At 65.8% G+C, this 14,782-nt stretch carries 20 protein-coding genes and 1 pseudogene; 10 read left to right on the forward strand and 11 right to left on the reverse strand.

The window, feature by feature from the left end:
- Window positions 1–454: 454 nt before the first annotated feature.
- Window positions 455–670, forward strand: a pseudogene (gene rpsR / locus ABH933_RS27435) (30S ribosomal protein S18); the annotation flags it as partial.
- Window positions 671–1,043: 373 nt separating this feature from the next.
- Here the strand turns inward: rpsR and ABH933_RS27440 are convergent.
- From ABH933_RS27440 to ABH933_RS27455, 4 genes are read right to left on the reverse strand one after another with little or no spacing between them, the layout of a single operon-like run.
- The gene (locus ABH933_RS27440; RefSeq protein ID WP_429426466.1) at window positions 1,044–1,613 is read right to left on the reverse strand and encodes a hypothetical protein; all 570 of its coding nucleotides are present in this window, start codon (window positions 1,611–1,613) and stop codon (window positions 1,044–1,046) included.
- 14 nt (window positions 1,614–1,627) lie between these two features.
- Window positions 1,628–2,908 carry a tyrosine-type recombinase/integrase gene (locus tag ABH933_RS27445; RefSeq protein ID WP_429426464.1) on the reverse strand — a complete coding sequence of 427 codons (1,281 nt, stop codon included), beginning with the start codon at window positions 2,906–2,908 and terminating at the stop codon, window positions 1,628–1,630.
- A gap of 26 nt (window positions 2,909–2,934) precedes the next feature.
- Complete coding sequence (locus ABH933_RS27450) at window positions 2,935–4,278, reverse strand: hypothetical protein (protein ID WP_429426462.1); 1,344 nt, start codon at window positions 4,276–4,278, stop codon at window positions 2,935–2,937.
- Window positions 4,275–5,462 (reverse strand): tyrosine-type recombinase/integrase, encoded by a 1,188-nt coding sequence (locus ABH933_RS27455; RefSeq protein WP_429426460.1) that lies wholly within the window; start codon window positions 5,460–5,462, stop codon window positions 4,275–4,277. Before ABH933_RS27455 ends, ABH933_RS27450 begins: the two co-directional genes overlap by 4 nt.
- 540 nt (window positions 5,463–6,002) lie before the next feature.
- Between ABH933_RS27455 and ABH933_RS27460 the strand changes: the two genes are divergently transcribed.
- The 3 genes from ABH933_RS27460 (at window position 6,003) to ABH933_RS27470 (ending at window position 7,469) form a co-directional block, all read left to right on the forward strand.
- Window positions 6,003–6,338, forward strand: a complete 336-nt coding sequence (locus ABH933_RS27460; RefSeq protein WP_429426458.1) for a DUF3761 domain-containing protein — start codon at window positions 6,003–6,005, stop codon at window positions 6,336–6,338.
- Between the two features lie 65 nt (window positions 6,339–6,403).
- On the forward strand, window positions 6,404–6,832 hold the full coding sequence (locus ABH933_RS27465; RefSeq protein WP_429426456.1) for a hypothetical protein: 429 nt from the start codon (window positions 6,404–6,406) through the stop codon (window positions 6,830–6,832).
- A 94-nt stretch (window positions 6,833–6,926) separates the two neighbouring features.
- Complete coding sequence (locus ABH933_RS27470) at window positions 6,927–7,469, forward strand: HNH endonuclease (protein WP_429455131.1); 543 nt, start codon at window positions 6,927–6,929, stop codon at window positions 7,467–7,469.
- 233 nt (window positions 7,470–7,702) lie between these two features.
- On the opposite strand, the gene ABH933_RS27475 is transcribed toward ABH933_RS27470, so the two are convergent.
- Window positions 7,703–8,044 carry a hypothetical protein gene (locus ABH933_RS27475; protein ID WP_429426452.1) on the reverse strand — a complete coding sequence of 114 codons (342 nt, stop codon included), beginning with the start codon at window positions 8,042–8,044 and terminating at the stop codon, window positions 7,703–7,705.
- 18 nt (window positions 8,045–8,062) lie between these two features.
- Between ABH933_RS27475 and ABH933_RS27480 the strand changes: the two genes are divergently transcribed.
- Both ABH933_RS27480 and ABH933_RS27485 read left to right on the forward strand, forming a co-directional pair.
- A complete protein-coding gene (locus ABH933_RS27480; protein WP_429426450.1) occupies window positions 8,063–8,566 on the forward strand; it encodes a hypothetical protein in 504 nt (167 codons plus the stop codon).
- A 278-nt stretch (window positions 8,567–8,844) separates the two neighbouring features.
- Window positions 8,845–9,063, forward strand: coding sequence for a hypothetical protein (locus tag ABH933_RS27485; RefSeq protein WP_429426448.1), 219 nt, complete (start codon window positions 8,845–8,847; stop codon window positions 9,061–9,063).
- A gap of 79 nt (window positions 9,064–9,142) precedes the next feature.
- Here the strand turns inward: ABH933_RS27485 and ABH933_RS27490 are convergent, their stop codons facing one another.
- Window positions 9,143–9,313, reverse strand: coding sequence for a hypothetical protein (locus ABH933_RS27490; RefSeq protein WP_429426446.1), 171 nt, complete (start codon window positions 9,311–9,313; stop codon window positions 9,143–9,145).
- A gap of 168 nt (window positions 9,314–9,481) precedes the next feature.
- Here ABH933_RS27490 and ABH933_RS27495 point away from each other — a divergent pair, with 168 nt between their 5' ends.
- Together ABH933_RS27495 and ABH933_RS27500 are read left to right on the forward strand one after the other, a co-directional pair.
- Window positions 9,482–9,697, forward strand: coding sequence for a hypothetical protein (locus ABH933_RS27495; RefSeq protein WP_429426444.1), 216 nt, complete (start codon window positions 9,482–9,484; stop codon window positions 9,695–9,697).
- A gap of 109 nt (window positions 9,698–9,806) precedes the next feature.
- A complete protein-coding gene (locus ABH933_RS27500) occupies window positions 9,807–9,989 on the forward strand; it encodes a hypothetical protein (protein ID WP_429426442.1) in 183 nt (60 codons plus the stop codon).
- A 272-nt stretch (window positions 9,990–10,261) separates the two neighbouring features.
- On the opposite strand, the gene ABH933_RS27505 is transcribed toward ABH933_RS27500, so the two are convergent.
- The gene (locus tag ABH933_RS27505; protein ID WP_429426440.1) at window positions 10,262–10,501 is read right to left on the reverse strand and encodes a hypothetical protein; all 240 of its coding nucleotides are present in this window, start codon (window positions 10,499–10,501) and stop codon (window positions 10,262–10,264) included.
- A 697-nt stretch (window positions 10,502–11,198) separates the two neighbouring features.
- Between ABH933_RS27505 and ABH933_RS27510 the strand changes: the two genes are divergently transcribed.
- Window positions 11,199–11,366 carry a hypothetical protein gene (locus tag ABH933_RS27510; protein WP_429426438.1) on the forward strand — a complete coding sequence of 56 codons (168 nt, stop codon included), beginning with the start codon at window positions 11,199–11,201 and terminating at the stop codon, window positions 11,364–11,366.
- 75 nt (window positions 11,367–11,441) lie between these two features.
- Here ABH933_RS27510 and ABH933_RS27515 read toward each other — a convergent pair whose 3' ends face one another.
- Genes ABH933_RS27515 through ABH933_RS27525 form a run of 3 tightly spaced genes read right to left on the reverse strand, consistent with a single transcriptional unit; the run spans window position 11,442 to window position 13,139 of the window.
- Window positions 11,442–12,281, reverse strand: a complete 840-nt coding sequence (locus ABH933_RS27515; RefSeq protein ID WP_429426436.1) for a helix-turn-helix domain-containing protein — start codon at window positions 12,279–12,281, stop codon at window positions 11,442–11,444.
- Window positions 12,278–12,826, reverse strand: coding sequence for a DUF6879 family protein (locus tag ABH933_RS27520; RefSeq protein ID WP_429426434.1), 549 nt, complete (start codon window positions 12,824–12,826; stop codon window positions 12,278–12,280). The genes ABH933_RS27515 and ABH933_RS27520 overlap by 4 nt, the downstream gene beginning before the upstream one ends.
- Window positions 12,798–13,139: a hypothetical protein gene (locus tag ABH933_RS27525; protein ID WP_429426432.1), complete on the reverse strand. Its 342-nt coding sequence runs from the start codon at window positions 13,137–13,139 to the stop codon at window positions 12,798–12,800. Before ABH933_RS27525 ends, ABH933_RS27520 begins: the two co-directional genes overlap by 29 nt.
- A 390-nt stretch (window positions 13,140–13,529) precedes the next feature.
- Between ABH933_RS27525 and ABH933_RS27530 the strand changes: the two genes are divergently transcribed.
- Window positions 13,530–13,766, forward strand: coding sequence for a hypothetical protein (locus ABH933_RS27530; RefSeq protein ID WP_429426430.1), 237 nt, complete (start codon window positions 13,530–13,532; stop codon window positions 13,764–13,766).
- Between the two features lie 600 nt (window positions 13,767–14,366).
- On the opposite strand, the gene ABH933_RS27535 is transcribed toward ABH933_RS27530, so the two are convergent.
- On the reverse strand, window positions 14,367–14,782 hold a 416-nt coding region (locus ABH933_RS27535), incomplete at its 5' end, for an ice-binding family protein (protein WP_429426428.1).

Below are 14,782 nucleotides of genomic sequence, written 5' to 3' on the forward strand. Positions count from 1 at the left end.
TTCTTGGGAGGCGAAACGCCTGCTACTTTCCACACGCGCAGCGGACCGGCATCCATCACCTCTGGGCCGCCCCACCGACGGCGCAGTCTGCGGGGACACCACTGATAGCCTGTTGAAACGTCTTGCAGGCTGATCAGTTGGCGGACGCGGGGCGCGCGCTGGGTCGCCGGGCGCGGATTTCGGGGACCTTTCCCGCGGCCTGGTTCTGATCGCGAAGGTGGGCAGCGTTTGGTCGTCGTGAATCTCGGCACCGCCTGTGGGAGCGGAATGCTCGTGGTCATGAATTTCGACACGATGGTGGTGTTGCGGTGGCGGGGTGATCGTGCTTCACCGTTGAGGCATCTGGTCGGAAACTGCTCAGACAGCTAGCGGCCCGGTAGTTCTCCGTCGGACTGCGCGTCCCCAAAATAGTGGCCGGTGGTGATGACGATGGTGCGGCGGCCGACCTCGACGGCGTGGTCGGCGAACCGCTCGTAATAGCGACCTGGTTGCGGCCGGCATCGACGAGGTCCACTATACGAACGTGCCGCTCCTGCGGACCTTCGTATCCGATCGCGGCAAGATCCGCAGCCGCCGGGTCACCGGACTCACCCCACAGCAGCAACGACAGGTAGCTATCGCAGTGAAGAACGCCCGCGAAATGGCCCTTCTTCCCTACGCCGGAAAGTAGTTGGAACCACACCGCACCCGGCGCACACCGAGCGGCCCCGCACTGCCCATCTCGGCTGCGGCCCAGGAGGGTGCCGAATCACGGTATCGGTCGCAACCGAGCACCGATGGCTGCGCGGGCCGCACCGCCCGCGGCGGGATCCGCCGGCGGGCCGGTTGCCGACCCCGCACCGGCAGAAACACATCGGCGAACCCGTCGTCACGCTGAACGCCATCCGCCGGGATCGGCCCGGACATCGGCGGCACCGAGGGCGCCGTCGTGATCGTGGACCCGGACAGAGCCGCCACCACCTGCAACTCGGAACGAAACTGCTCGCCTCGGCGCGGCCCCAGACGGCATCGATTGCCTTGTCTCCGCAGGAACTCCGCGACACCTACTGGCAGAACATTTGGGTGACGTTGCGTTCCCGCTCGCGTTTGACGTTGGCGCGTGCGCCGTCGAGGGAGCGCCGCAGTGTCCGGTTTTCGGTCCTGGCGGCAGTGAGGTTTTCGTTGAGAGCCGTGACGAGGGCCCGGAGCTTGGCGTTTTCGTCGGTCAGGTGGTTGCCGTCGGGGTCGTAGAGCTGCCCGACGAGGTCACCGATGCGAGCGTCGCGGTCTTTGACCGCTGCACGGAGCGAGCTGACCAACGCCTCGGCGTTGAGTGCGCGTTCACGCCAGGACGAGCTTTCGGCATCGTGGGCTTGGTCGGCGCGGGCGATGGTCGCGGCCTGGGATGCGTCCCGGGCGGTCAGGACGGCCCGGGTGAGTTCCGGGCGGCGCTTGTCGTAGATGAACGTTCTGCCGACTCCAGCCAGGTCACGAACGTTTTCGATGGTGAACGGCACCTTCGCTTTGGTCAGTTTGATCAGGGCCTTGCGGACGCGCTTTTCGCATTCGGCGCTGGTGCGGGATCGCTGTTCGATCAGCTCGACCGGACGGCGCCGCTTGTTGTTGGTGGCCAACGGGTTTCGTTCTCCTAGATCACTTCGCTCGGTGTGTTGTCCGGTGTTTTCAGTTGTTTCGGTTGCCATCCGGCGGAGAACACCGGGGCGAAGTAGTCGTGCGTGGGGGCGCGCAGGTCCAGTTTCTCGGCTTCTTCGAGCAGGCCGAGTTCGTTCAGGGCCTCGCGCAGGCCGGTGAGGACGGGTTCCCAGGGCTGCCACTGGCCGAGGATGTAGTCGCGGGCCTCATCGTTGGGTGCGCCTTCGGCGAAGTGGTATGCGGCGTCGCGTTTGCGTTCCCAGTAGGCCAGATCCGCGCCGGTGAGCACGAAGTGCTCACACGGTCCTTTCGGTCCGTCGGTGCAGTTCTTGCTCCAAGGGCATTGCGAGCCGCCGACGACCGGGCCGTAGCGGCAGAGGCCGTGTTCGACCGGAACCACGGTCAGGTCGATCCGGGCGGCTGCTGCGGCGGGGTTGTCGGCCTTCACTTCGGCGGGGCGCAGCAGGATCGTTCCGGGCTTGTCCATGCCGGGGCCGGCGGCCCAGATCTGTTGCAGGTGACGGGCCATGGTCGTGTTGCTGTAGTTCGCATAATACGCCAGAGCCTCCTCGGAGAAGTGTCCGAGTAGCTGGCGCACCAGCGCCGGAGGCGCGCCGTTGTTCAGCAGCGATGTCGCCAATGTCGCGCGGGTCTGATGGCAGGTCACTTGTTCACTGAGCCCGAGGCCCCCGAACCATTCGGTCCAGACCTGCCGGAACCAGCACTGCGAAACCTCCAGCGACAGATCAGGATTCATTGTCACGCGAGGGAACAGCGGCATCTCACGATCCCAGGACGCCTCCAGCCGGGCGCGTCCGCGCTTGTCGAGCTGATTGAGGGTGTCGCTGTAGCGGATACGCAGTTTCGCCAGGGTGATCTCCCGGCGGAGCAGCAGCCGCTCGTAAACCGGCCGGTAGCAGGGCATCCCGTAGTCGAGAACGCCGACTTTGGCGATGTCGCGCCAGAGGTAGGGCTGAGCGGCGCCGACGAGGCCGATGCAACCGAGCCGCACCCGCAGCGTCTCGCTGATCCGCCCGCCCTGGAACGCTTGAGTCATCCAGATGTCGGAGAACCCGACATTCTCGAAGTCGAGAGCATCGAGCGCGAGCAGATTGTCGGGGCTGATCAGCAACTGGAAGTCGCCGTAACTCATCGGCCGGGGCCGAGGCTTGCGTGGCGGTCTGGCATATTCGGGCAGGTTCAGGATGAACACGTCCATCGCGGCGCCGGAGCGGCCTGCCTGGCGGGCTTGTCCGAGCACCGCCCGGACACTCATGGCGAACACCGTCCGGGTGTTCTCGGTCAGGGTTCGCGGTTGGTGTGGACCGAGACGATCGGCAGCGGAATCTGCTCGTGGAACCACAGATCCCAGGTGCGTTTGACTGCTTCGGCGTCGGACTTGCCGAGGGCTTCGGGGTTGTTGCCGTGGTCGGGCCGGTTCTGTTCCAGCATCCGCGACAGCAGCGCGACAGCGCCGACCCGGTAGCTGATCGTGGTGTAGCACGCCTGTTTCCCGGAGGGCAGCTGCGCTTCATCGGCCAGATGCTCCCAGAGCAGATCTCGCAGCCACCGCTGCGAGACCGAAGTCAGGTCCCAGGGCTTGACGCGGTTGCCCTGCGAGCCGGTGAACGGCGCGCCGCCGATCAGGACGGGGTCGAACCATCCTGCCGCCTTGGCGGATTCGGGGGTGCAGCTGAGGCTGCGCGCCGCGGCAGGCAGATCCAGCCAGATCCGCCGCTCGGCGGGGATGTTGTAGTGGTCGGCTGTCAGTTCCGCGACAACCGGATCGGCCAGTGATTGCACCCCCGAGTCCGCCAGGGCATCAGCGACCGCTTGAATGGTGGCTGGTCGCCATTGCGTGCGCCGGGCGGTGTTGGCGTGCCGGTGAAGCGCGTAGCGGATCTCTCGCTGCAAGCTGCCAGGCAGTTTCGCCAGCGACAGCAGCCCGCGGCTCTCGGGGTCCATAACGGAGACGACAAGCGGCTCGAAGACCAGGAAATCCGCCCAGGAACTCAACGTCGCGGTCGGCGATTGCAACCACCGGTCGAACTGCTGCGCGTGGGTGCCGCAGAGATTGCGGGGTTCGCAGGCCAGGATTCGGCGCAGCGAGCCATCATGCACGCAGCCCTCGATCCAGCAGGCGTCCGCCAGGGGCATCGGCGATTGACTCGCGGCCCAGAGGATTTCGCGGAACCCCGCGCGGACGCGGGCACGTCGCAGCGAGCTGCCGTGTGTTTTGCAGCAGCCATCGACGTCGATTTCGCGGGGGCATCCGTCGATGCGGCAGGGTCGTCTGCGGGCCCGCGCCCAGCCGATCCTGTGTGACCGGGAAGGTTGGGCGGACGCCAGGAACTTCTCCAGGCCCACAGCGTCACCGGCCGTGATGCGAGCGCGGGTGCAGGCGCGGGCGTGTTGAACGCATAATTGCCGCGTTTCGGTTGTCGCCATCGCCGCGTCGCAGCCGCTAACGCGGCAGGCCCAGCCGTAGGTCGAATGGTCGCGTGGAAATTCGATCGGTTCGGTCAGCAGCCACTCCGGAAACCGCTGGCTGACAACCGCATAACGCTGGTCCGGCCCCAGAGTCAGGTAATCGCCCGCCGTGGTGAGTTCGAATGCCTGCGGCGACGCCCCTGCCGCAGTGCTCATGCGTGCGCCCCGTCCGCCGAGGCAAGGTAGGACTCGGCCGGCGGCCGGGCCGTGGCCTCCCACGCCTGCTCGAGGAACTTCATCGACTGCCGGTTGGCCGACTTGCCGTAGACGTCGGTGACCATGGCCGGACTCGACCAGCCGAACTCCTGCGCCACCAGCTCGGCGTTGAAGTCCGACTCGGCATAGAGCGCGGCGGCCGCCTTGTGACGGAACGAGTGGGGACGAACGATAGCGTTCAGTCCCGCTCTGCGGCAGGCTCTTTCGAGCATCTTGCGGACACCTCCGGTGTGCAGGGCCGCACCGGGGGTGCGGCCGCTGATGTGAACCAGAACCTGCTCGTGGTCGACCAGGTGCTGAATCGGGTGGTACTCGTCGAGCAAGTAGGCGTAGAAGGTGCTGATCATGTCGTCGCTGACGGCGCGGATCACACCATCGACCGTGTAGCCGTCCTTGCTCGGTGTCGCCGGGACGTGCGCCTTCGCGCGAGCACGGTTCGGGTTGTCGTCGCGGCCGACGATATGGATGTGCGGGTCCGCGCGTTGCCCGCACGGGTGGTTCCTGATCAGGTGCAGGTCACACAACCTCAACCCGCACAAGCCACCGACCCGGATGCCGCTGTCGTGCAGCCAGCAAACAATCATCACGTCGCGGGCCGTGGTGAGCACGCCCGGTTCGAACAGGGCGGCTACTACCTCGTCGGGCAGGAACCGCGGCCGCCGCGAAGCCTGTTTCGGTGCAAGCGGATTCGAGTCACGGACCCGTTTCGACCGTGCGCGGCCGTCGAAACTCCGGCCCGATGTCAGCGCCTCCACCACCTCGGGCCGAACCTGGCCCGCCGCCTCCAGCGATAGGTAGAACGCCTTCACCATCGTCGCCACGTTGCCCGCCGCCGACGGCCCGAGCGCCGGTTTCTGCTCCGGCCGCCGCCACACCGCGCCGAAGACATCGGACCGCCCGGTCACCCCGCTCATGTAGCGGCGCAGATCATCGAAGGTAACAGCCGCCGGATCACGGTTGTTTGTGTGCAGCCAGTTCAGATGGTCGGCCAGGCTGTAGGCGTAGGTCTGCTGCGTCGAAGTCCCGAACCGGGACAGCACCGCCAGCGACGGCCGGTGCAACTCCCCGTCCGGGCCGAAGATCCACCACGACTCGTAGCCGTCACGATGACGAATCCGCCGCACTGTATACCGACCTAAATCCACTGCCCCACACACCCCATCTCCCCAGTCGCGAACGCACGCCTACTCATTCGTTCGCCACACAGGCGCGGATGGGTCAAGGCGAACATCGAGAACAGGGAATCGGCCAGGAGCTAACGCCGAGCACCTACTCAGCGACGAACTCGACCACCCACCAACCGACCGAGCCCAGTCGCCGAATCGCTAGACTTCCCCTGAACTCGCCGCGATTCCCGGTGCCGCACACGGAAATGCGTTGAGTTCCCGCTGAAAGTCCGTCAGTCAGCGTGAACCCACGGGAGTCGGGTCGTTAAGGATCGTGTCGCCAGGGGCAATCGAGCGAGTTCACCCTGGTAGGGGGTCATTCCTGCGCTGGAGTGAGGTAGCGGCCGACCAGGAGTGATTCCGGCGGTTTGTTCATTACCCACGGCCCCCTAATCGAAGTGGAATGTGGACAACCGGGGATGGGTTCTACGCTAGTTTCGGCTCCTGTGCTGGAGCTTCCTCCGGCCGAGAGTTGAACTGTTGTAGGGAGTCTCACAAATGAACAGCTACGCGGGCGGCCACAGCGGCGTTACCGGAATGCGCAGACCGCCGGCCCGTCGAGTCGCACTCGCGACCTGGTTGTTCGCCGCCGGCGTGGGCCTGACTTCGGCCCTGGCCCCGCAAGCCACCGCTGCCCCGGCCCTGATCGCCTGCGGCGCAGGCGAATATGAAAACGTCGACCACGACTGCGTCCCGCGCCCGGAGCAGGCTCCCGCCGCCCCCGACGGGGCAACCGCCCAGTGCAAGGACGGCACCTACAGCTTCAGTCGACACCGCACGGGCACCTGCTCGCACCACGGCGGTGTCGCCCGCTGGTTGGTCGCCCTGCCGTAACCCTCGGCAGGGCCTCACTCCGGCTTGGGGGTAACGATTCGGTTGCCGCGGAAGATGTTTCGGACATGAACGCTGACGGTTCCGGGCTTGTGCTGCTGATCGTGATGGTGATGTGTCTCGCAGGCGTGTCGCTGATCGCGATCGGCGTCATATGGACGGTTACAGCTCTTCGGAACCGACGCAACCAGTCTCGGCCTCCGGCCGGGGAAGTGTCGGTCACCGTGCGCGATGGAACGTCGGAATCCGAGCGACCGCATGCACAGCACGCTCCAGCTGACGCATCCATGCACCAGCTGAATCCCTATGCCACGATCGCACTGGTCTCGGGGCTTCTCGGTCTGTTCTGGGTTGCGATCATCTACGGCCTGTTGGCGTTTCGGCGCCCGGGTGGTCGCGGTCAGGCGAGAGCTGGACTCATATGCGGACTCCTGGAGCTTGTCGGTGTGGCTGTCGCGCTCGGTGCATTTGCCGCTGCCCTGCACGGGTCGCCATAGCATCGGCTGAAAAAGCACCGGAATTGCTGGTCGGGGCAGGCACCGGGCTGCATGCGATGGCACAGCAAGGCCCACGCCCGAAGGAGAGGACGACATGCTACGTCGAGCCGAGAATGTCACGGTGACTCACCAACCCGGACTGTTCACCAGAAAAGGGCCGGTGGTCCTTCGTGTCGGCCGCCATGAGCACATCGGCACCATGAAAATCTCCGCCACCGATTACCAGCAGAAGCTGCAATCGGCTGCCAGCTATCCCGTCCCGTTCCTCCGAATCGGTGACCGTACCTACTGGCTCTACGGCGGGAAATGGTTCTGGGACAACGACGGGCTGCAGGCCAACGAGGTCTACGCGCTACTCGAGGCCCGCGACCAACGTCGCCGAGCCACGGTGAATCGAGCCCAATCGCTGGTCGCCATACAGCAGAACCCTGCCCCGTATCGGCGCGGCGCGATCCCCGAGGACGTCAGGCTGTTGGTATGGGCCCGAGATCAGGCCTCCTGCCGCAAATGCGGATCGAACGTCGAGCTACAGCTCGACCACATCATCCCGGTCTCCATGGGGGGAGCCTCCACCCCGGAAAACCTGGAGGTTCTGTGCGGGCCGTGCAACCGGAGAAAGGGAGCCTCTCTCGCCTGAGGCGAGACCCGCAGCTGGCCAGATCGTCGCATTCGACACCGACAACCCGCCCTCGCTGCTGGTCAAGCCATTGTTGTTGTTTTTCGCGCAGTCCGGGACCCCTTACGGGCGCGACCCGCGTGACCGAGGCAATCCCTACTCCCCTCCCAGGCCGCCACCCGGCCAGCCCACGACCTCATCACGTGGTTGCCCGCCGGCCGGGACGAGCGCGCCTGACCGATCCGCCCTCGTCGTCACAGCAGGGCATGCACGCCAAGGCCGATCACCAATAGGCCGGTGGCCCACACGAGGTCGATTCCAGCAGCGGTCCACACGCTGGCAGTGGTGCTGGTTTGCTTCGTCCCCGCTCGGGCTCCTCGAGCGAGGTGAAATACGCACATCAGGCCGATCCCCACGCCGAGCGACAGGTGTGTCGCCGCGGCGCCCGGCAATGCCCGCGGCATGAACCAGTCCCACAGCCACCGCAGCGTCGCGGCCTGCCACACCAACACCGGCACCGCCAGAACCAGGCTCAGCGCGAGCACGTACGCGGACCAGGTATGCGGCGCACTGGGGTCGGAGTCGTTGTCGCCCATCGCGATACCGTAACCGGCGTGGATAGCCCGTACCAGCAGCACCGCGACGGCCTCGATGCCGCGCTCCGGGGCACGAGCGCCCTGCTGCGCGCCCACGAGTGGATCCCGAACGAGCGCGAACGGCAGGTCGCGGATCTGCTGTCGTACATCTGGGACCCGATCGCCGAGGCGGGCTCCGGCGAGATGCCGCTGTGGGATCGGCTCCGGCGACTGCGGGCGCACAGCGCCTCGGTAGGCCTGGCTGTCCTCGCCAGCGGCCGGGACCTGGACATCGCTGGCACCGACCCGCGCGGCCTGGACGATCTGCTGGCCGCCGTCGCCGCGGTCACCGACCAGGGCGACATCCTGTTCCGGCGAGCGCTGGCGTGCAGTGACCCGGCCTCCGGAGACGGCACCGCGGCGATCCTGCAGGACATGCCCGATCTGCCCGGCCGGCTCGGCGACCTCGAACGAATCCTGGACAGTCCCGACCTGTACATCACCCTCGGGGTGATCGCCACCGGCGAAGTCGACGACTGGTAACCCCCTTCACCGCCACGTGTATTTCGGCTCGGCCGCAGCTGGGGTCTCGTCATTTACGGGCAGCCTGGGATGAGCCGAGCCGCTTGCGGGACCGGTTCGCCCTGTCCGAGTCCCATGCCGGCGAACCGCCGACACCCATAATACGTTGCACTACAGCCTATTACAGTCAACTAGCGGATTTCAGACACGAAGTTTGCAACATTGCCCTCGAGGGGCTGGGAGGGTTCCGGCGGAACCGGTTCCACGAACTCCTACTCCACCGAGAATGAGAGAACGCAATGACATCCACCCTCTCCAACCCTGTTCCGGCACAGCCCGAGGGGCGCACGCCGGTCCCCCGATCCGTGGGCGAAGCTGTCGTGGATCTGGCTGGGCTGCTCGCGATCCTGTTGACCGCCCTCGCGGCGATCGCGATGTGCGGGCCAACCGCCGGGTTCCTCCTGGGCCCCATGAATACCACCATGGCGAAAATCCTCAAGGTATGGCTGCGGCGCTGACTATCCCGTAACCCACGCGGAACGCTGTGCCCGCCCAGCCCTTCGAACTGGCTGGGCGGGCACAGCCATTCAGAGCGCGTCAGTCGCTTACAGGCACGAGGTAGCGCGTCGGGAACGAGAACGGGTACCGGCCGGGCGAGTTCTCCTGGATCGACTCGATCAGGACGTGGTCGTCGTCCTCACGCTCGACCACCCGAAACACCGAGACACCACCTTGCGCGGTCTTGACCAGGTCACCGATTTCGATCACACGTCAACCATAAGTCAGTGGGAACATATGTTCGATTAGGTGTGCGGCATGTCGTCCTGGCTCGCCTCGCGCTTCGCGTTCCAGGCAGCCTGCTCGACAGCAGGGTTGTGGGCAAACGGGCGGCAACGTCTCGGGAGCCGTTTCGCCGCGTGCGTCGTCGAATGATGTATGGACGCTATCGAGCGCGAAGCGCTGCTGCGGGCCGGTCTCGATCCCGATGCCGATCCTGACGAACTCGCCGACCAGATCTGGGTGCGGGATCTGCTGGTCTGCTACGGCGTGTGGCGGCGGCAGTGGCTCGGCCTGACTCCACCGACCTGCCCCAAGGGGCAACTCACTCCCACACCCAGCCGGTCCCGGATGAGGTCGAAACACGCCTCCTGACCAGCAAATCCGGTGTTTTTTCGGCGGGTGCTACGGCGACCCCTAGTCCGCTGCCGCCTGGTCACCGAGGTAGGACAGTAGCCGGGGCTCTGCTCTTGGGGTTCAGCTGATGGCGAGACAGCAGTGCCTGCAATGTCCGCTGACTACTCTCGGAGAAGAAGGCGCGACCGAGGCCGACCTGATGCTGCTGTCCGGCCACGAGGACCGCCGCGCCGCAGCCACCCCCAGCGCCGCCGCCCTCGCCGAGCGCCTCAACCGGGCCGCTGACCTGCGCCGGGGGAGGACACGATAACCCCTTAAGGGGTGTGAAGTTGTGCGCGTGGTGTAGACGTGTCTACACACACGAGGCAGTACAGTGTTGTGTCAGTGTTGTGCTACCCGAATGGGAAACAAAACAGACAGCCGATTGGTGACCAACACGAAGACTTTCCAGGAAGAGATTTCGGGAGAAGTTACCGGGAGAAGTTTCTGGAAACGAGTCAGGACCGAGGACTCACTGTTGGAGCAGTGAATTGCCCGGCCCTGATTCGCCACACAGCTGCGATCGCGATCGACTACCCGGTCCTACAGGTAAGAGACGATCTCGTGCAGCACGGCCGCCAGCTCGGTGACCCCGTGGCCCTCATGGGGCATCGAGTTGGTGGCTCCGGCGACGACAACCAGAGTGAGCATCGAGCCCAGCTCCACCGTCGCGGTAGCCAACTTCACCACATCCCGTGCCAGGCAGAAAAACTCCCGCCACGAGTTCCCAGCACCCCGGCCCTGAGGACGGGGCAGGTTCGGATCTTCGGAGTCGTCCTCCATCAACGCCTACTTTCGTAGCCAATGAATTCCGCCCCCGGATGGCGGCGGAGCTGGGCAGCCCCGCCGGAACGGAGCTACTCCGCTCCGCCGCCATCGCAACCAGGGAAGACGAATCTCCCCTGCGCGGAACGCATCCGAGCTACTCGGCACGCGTGTGGAAGGCGCTCGACCGAAGGTCGTCACCTGAACCTCGATGGATACTACGTGGCGACATCCAAAGGCTGCGTGAGGCGGCGACCCGACACACTGAAGTCGCTGTTTTTAGAGGTCAACTGAACGTCGTGCCAGTCCTCGACGGTCATTACGACGTCGTCCAGGACTGGCGCACAGCTGGTTTCGTTCGGTGTTCCTCGCGCGGGAGTAGGGGTGCGAGGTCCAGATCCGCGAAACGTGTTGAGATCGATGCAACACATTGCAGTGCAACAGGTTTCGTCACCTAGCGGGAATCGGACCCGCTATTTGCAACAGACGATTTTTCGGTTCGTACGGTTCGTCTCGTCATGTTCAACGAGACGAAGGAACCCGCCAATGCACCCCGTAATCGACTTTGCGACCTTGCACTTCTGTCTACTCGTGCTCTCGAAGGTGCGGGAGATGATCGAGCCCCTGATCCGGGCCAGCGCCGCAGTCGTCGCGATGCACACCGCCAGCCCCGCGCGCCGGGCCGCGGCCATGAAGATCTTCGAGGCTACGGCCCATGGGTGTGTTCGCGCTTATCGCCGCCGCATGGTGTGGTGTGGTTCTCGGTTATGCAGCGACCCTCACCGGATTCCCGATTCCGGGCGCCATCCTGGTCGGGGCAGCAGGAGCCGCCCTGGCGGTGATGCAGCTGTCGGGTAAAGCCCCTGGCGCCGAACGTCATTGATCGCCCGCCTGTGCGCCGTGGTATGGACCACGGCGCACAGGCGCGGTGGGGCGGCGACGCCGGAGTCGGGCAGCTCTACGCGATTCCGAGTTGGTCGAGCGCAGCTGTGATCAGTGCCCGTGCTGAGTCTCCGGTGACGGCTTGGGTAGCCAGGAGGTCGAAGACCTTCTCGTACAAGGCGATTTCGCGGGGCTGGGTGATGGTGAGTTCGGCGGCGATGGTTTCGACCTGCACGGCGGTCCGGTCGAAGAGCACGAAGTTGGTGCTCGGATACCGGAATTCGACGTCGCGGGGGATGATCCGCAGCGAGACGCGGGGATTGTGGTGGACCTCGAGCAAGACGTGCAGTTGCTCGGCCATCACCTCCGGGCCGCCGACGCGGGTGTAGAGGCACTGCTCGGTCAGCAGGAAGGTGAACCGGTGTACCCCCGCGCTCAGGACCTGTTGGCGCAGCATCCGCGCCGCCACGGCGGCGTCGAGGTCGTCGGGGCCGTCGATGACCTCCCGGCAGGCGTACAGCACCGCGGTGGCGTAGTCGCGGGTTTGCAGGAGCCCGGGGATGAGTTCGGTTTCGTACCAGCGAGTCAGGCGGGTGGCCTGATCCCGGGCGATGCCTTGCTGCTGGCGCCGCGCGTGCCCGGCGGCCAGGATGCGCCGCCATTCCATATACGCGGCATGGATGTTGCGGACCGTGGCGATCAGGTCCTGCACCTGCACCTCGGCGCCGGTGGCTGCGCACCACACGCGGATGTCTTCCTCGGTGACGTTCTGACGGCCGTGCTCGTAGCGCGAGACCTTGGACGGGGACCAGCCGCACCGGTCGGCGAGCTGCTGCCCGTTGAGCTCGGCGTCCCGGCGCAGCTCGCGCAGGCGGGCCCCGAGGGCTTCGCGAGCTTGGGCGACGTTGCTGTTCACCCGGATACGTGCTCGCGGATGTAGTCGGTGTGCGGGACCGCGCCCGCCCACAGCCGGTCTCGCACCGACCGGCACACCGCGATCGTCAACGGATCCTCGGTGACCGCGACGCCGGCGGCGTTGCCGCCGGCGTCGACGAGGTTGTAGGCCAGCAGATCCTCATCGAACAGCCACCAGTCATCGAGCGTGTAGCCGCCTTCGGCCAGGTGCCGGGGCATCCACCGGATGTCCTCGTACGCGCCCAGGTCGCCGGCGTTGGTGGTGGCGATCAGCCAGCGCACGTAGTCGCTGTGCGGCTCGGTCACCACCCGCACCCGCTGCACCGCCACCCCGCGCTCGGTCGAGGTGCGCACCAGCTCGCGCCAGGCCCGCCAGCTCGCTGGTGGTGGCAGGGCGGGCTCGCCGGCCAGGAACCGGCGCAACGAGTCGTCCTCGTCGCCGACCAGGTACGAGTCCTGGGTTTCGAGGTGGAATGCCCGCCGCCGGGCGTGAGCGAATAACTCGGGGAACGGATCGTCACTCTCGGCGAAGACCTGCAGACGCATCGCCTGTCGTCCTTTCCGCTGTCGCCGGAACTTCCACGGCGACTTCGTGTTCGGGCAACCGTAGCTGAGCCAGCGCCTCAGCGTCGGTGACCGGCGTCCCAGCCAGCCGGAACACCCCACCGCCCTGATCAATCAGCGGGGTGTCCAGCCAGGAGCCGTCGTCGAGGAACCCGAGGAGCCGGTGCGGGATGTCGACGTGGCCGGGGTGGGCGGGAACCTGCCAGCCTTGCACGACGATCGAGCCGAGAGGGGTGGCCCACAGGGTCGGGCTGTTGCCGTTGCCGCTGGGGCCGCCCAAGAGTCGAAGACGCATGAGTGTTCCTATCGTGAGGGCGAGGGCTTGCAGAAAGTGCCTTCGATCGTCCGCTCACCGCCGAGGTCGGGTCAACGATTTACGATTCATTCTGCAATAACCCGCAAGAATCTGGTGCCCGCTCCGCTGGTCGGCTTAACGTCGCTGCTCGAGGCACCCGCGCCGGAGTCGAGTCCTGCCGCAGAAGGACACCGCGCAGGCCGGCTCGCTCACGAGGGCGAGCGGGCCGACCGCGCGAACCCCCGGCCCGGGTCGCCTTCCACAACTCGTGAACTTCTCTGGAAGGCGATCGTCATGCGCGTGTTCGAGCACAACGACAGGGCGGTGTACCGGACCGATGTCGGGACTATGTGTGCCACTTGGGAACTTGGGCCGGATCGAGTGCCGCGTGTGTTGTTCATCAACGACGCCCGGTCGGCTGTGCCGGCGTACCGGTGGCCCGATCAGCGACTTCCCAACTGCCGCACCGGACACGTGGCCTTCGGCCCCGACCAGCACCCCACCCTGGCCGAGGCGATCGTGATGCTGCCCCAGTACGAGACGACCTTGTGGGAACACGTCCGCGCCGAAGCCACCGCAGCCCTGCACGCCTGCCACCCGGCCGCCGGGACGAAGACCACGGCATGAGGGCCGAACCCGCCGCCCTCGCAGCGATCTCCCCGACCCTGGCCCAAAGCCAGCGCAGCGTACTCGAGGCACGCATCCAGCGCCTGGCGGCGAGGCTGGGCTACGACCTGGGCCTCCGCGATCCCGCCACCCAACACCCCAACATCTGCCGAAGGATTCGTTCATCAGATGATAGAGCCACCGGAAAGAGGCTGATCACAGCCCTGGCTACAGGGCAAGTCAGACCGCCACCGCAAGTCGGCAAACGCCAAATACTCGCAGCTCAGAACCCAAATCCGTTGACCCACATAATCGTTCATCAGATGAAATACGGGCCAGAGCGCAGATAATAGGCCATTGTCTGCGGTAACTCCTTAGCGCCGGATCGGGCGGAAATGCTCCTCGACCGCCTGTTCGGTGACAGGGCGAAACTGTCGCTTCTTTGCGTGAGCGCTGATGTAGCGGCAGATCGCCGCTGATTGTGTCCTCGGCTGCCTGAGCGTCAGCCCGTCCTATGACCGTCAACCGTGGGCAGATTAGCGGGTACCGACGCCCGAAACACCTTGTCCGCGTGCCGAAAGCGCGCGGACAAGGTTCGAAATCCTTTCGGTGTATCGGGGCTCAGCTTCGAGTGATGATGTTGGTGTCCAGGGTGATCGCTCCGTTGAGGGCCAGGATGTCCCCGTGGGCGGTGGTGCCGGCGCTCACCGTGGCCGAGGTGAAGATCAGGATGTTTCCGGCGAAGTTGGTGCCGGCGCCCAGTGTTGCCGAGCTACCGACCTGCCAGAACACGTTGTTCGCGGTGGCCCCGTTGATAAGGTTCACCGCACTGCTGGCCCCGGTGATCAGTGTCGTCCCGGCCTGGAAGATGAACACCGCATTCGGATTGCCTTGCCCGTCCAGGGTGAGGGTGCCGTTGAGGCCGATCCCGGCAGCTGCGTGGTACACCCCGGAGGTCAGGGTTTGTCCCCCGAGGTCGGTGGTCACGAAAGCGGTGGGCGTGCGGCCTACCGCGTCGAGGTAGGCAGCTTGTAAAT

Source organism: Nocardia sp. GP40 (genome assembly GCF_050434125.1).
GTDB classification, from domain to species: domain Bacteria; phylum Actinomycetota; class Actinomycetes; order Mycobacteriales; family Mycobacteriaceae; genus Nocardia; species Nocardia albiluteola.

Excerpts from the sequence above, each read along its gene's own strand:
- ABH933_RS27445 (WP_429426464.1), bottom strand. The coding sequence starts at position 2,908 with ATGAGTGTCCGGGCGGTGCTCGGACAAGCCCGCCAGGCAGGCCGCTCC.
- ABH933_RS27450 (WP_429426462.1), bottom strand. The coding sequence starts at position 4,278 with ATGAGCACTGCGGCAGGGGCGTCGCCGCAGGCATTCGAACTCACCACG.
- ABH933_RS27460 (WP_429426458.1), top strand. The coding sequence starts at position 6,003 with ATGAACAGCTACGCGGGCGGCCACAGCGGCGTTACCGGAATGCGCAGA.
- ABH933_RS27465 (WP_429426456.1), top strand. The coding sequence starts at position 6,404 with ATGAACGCTGACGGTTCCGGGCTTGTGCTGCTGATCGTGATGGTGATG.
- ABH933_RS27470 (WP_429455131.1), top strand. The coding sequence starts at position 6,927 with ATGCTACGTCGAGCCGAGAATGTCACGGTGACTCACCAACCCGGACTG.
- ABH933_RS27475 (WP_429426452.1), bottom strand. The coding sequence starts at position 8,044 with ATGGGCGACAACGACTCCGACCCCAGTGCGCCGCATACCTGGTCCGCG.
- ABH933_RS27485 (WP_429426448.1), top strand. The coding sequence starts at position 8,845 with ATGACATCCACCCTCTCCAACCCTGTTCCGGCACAGCCCGAGGGGCGC.
- ABH933_RS27495 (WP_429426444.1), top strand. The coding sequence starts at position 9,482 with ATGGACGCTATCGAGCGCGAAGCGCTGCTGCGGGCCGGTCTCGATCCC.
- ABH933_RS27500 (WP_429426442.1), top strand. The coding sequence starts at position 9,807 with ATGGCGAGACAGCAGTGCCTGCAATGTCCGCTGACTACTCTCGGAGAA.
- ABH933_RS27505 (WP_429426440.1), bottom strand. The coding sequence starts at position 10,501 with ATGGAGGACGACTCCGAAGATCCGAACCTGCCCCGTCCTCAGGGCCGG.
- ABH933_RS27510 (WP_429426438.1), top strand. The coding sequence starts at position 11,199 with ATGGGTGTGTTCGCGCTTATCGCCGCCGCATGGTGTGGTGTGGTTCTC.
- ABH933_RS27520 (WP_429426434.1), bottom strand. The coding sequence starts at position 12,826 with ATGCGTCTGCAGGTCTTCGCCGAGAGTGACGATCCGTTCCCCGAGTTA.
- ABH933_RS27525 (WP_429426432.1), bottom strand. The coding sequence starts at position 13,139 with ATGCGTCTTCGACTCTTGGGCGGCCCCAGCGGCAACGGCAACAGCCCG.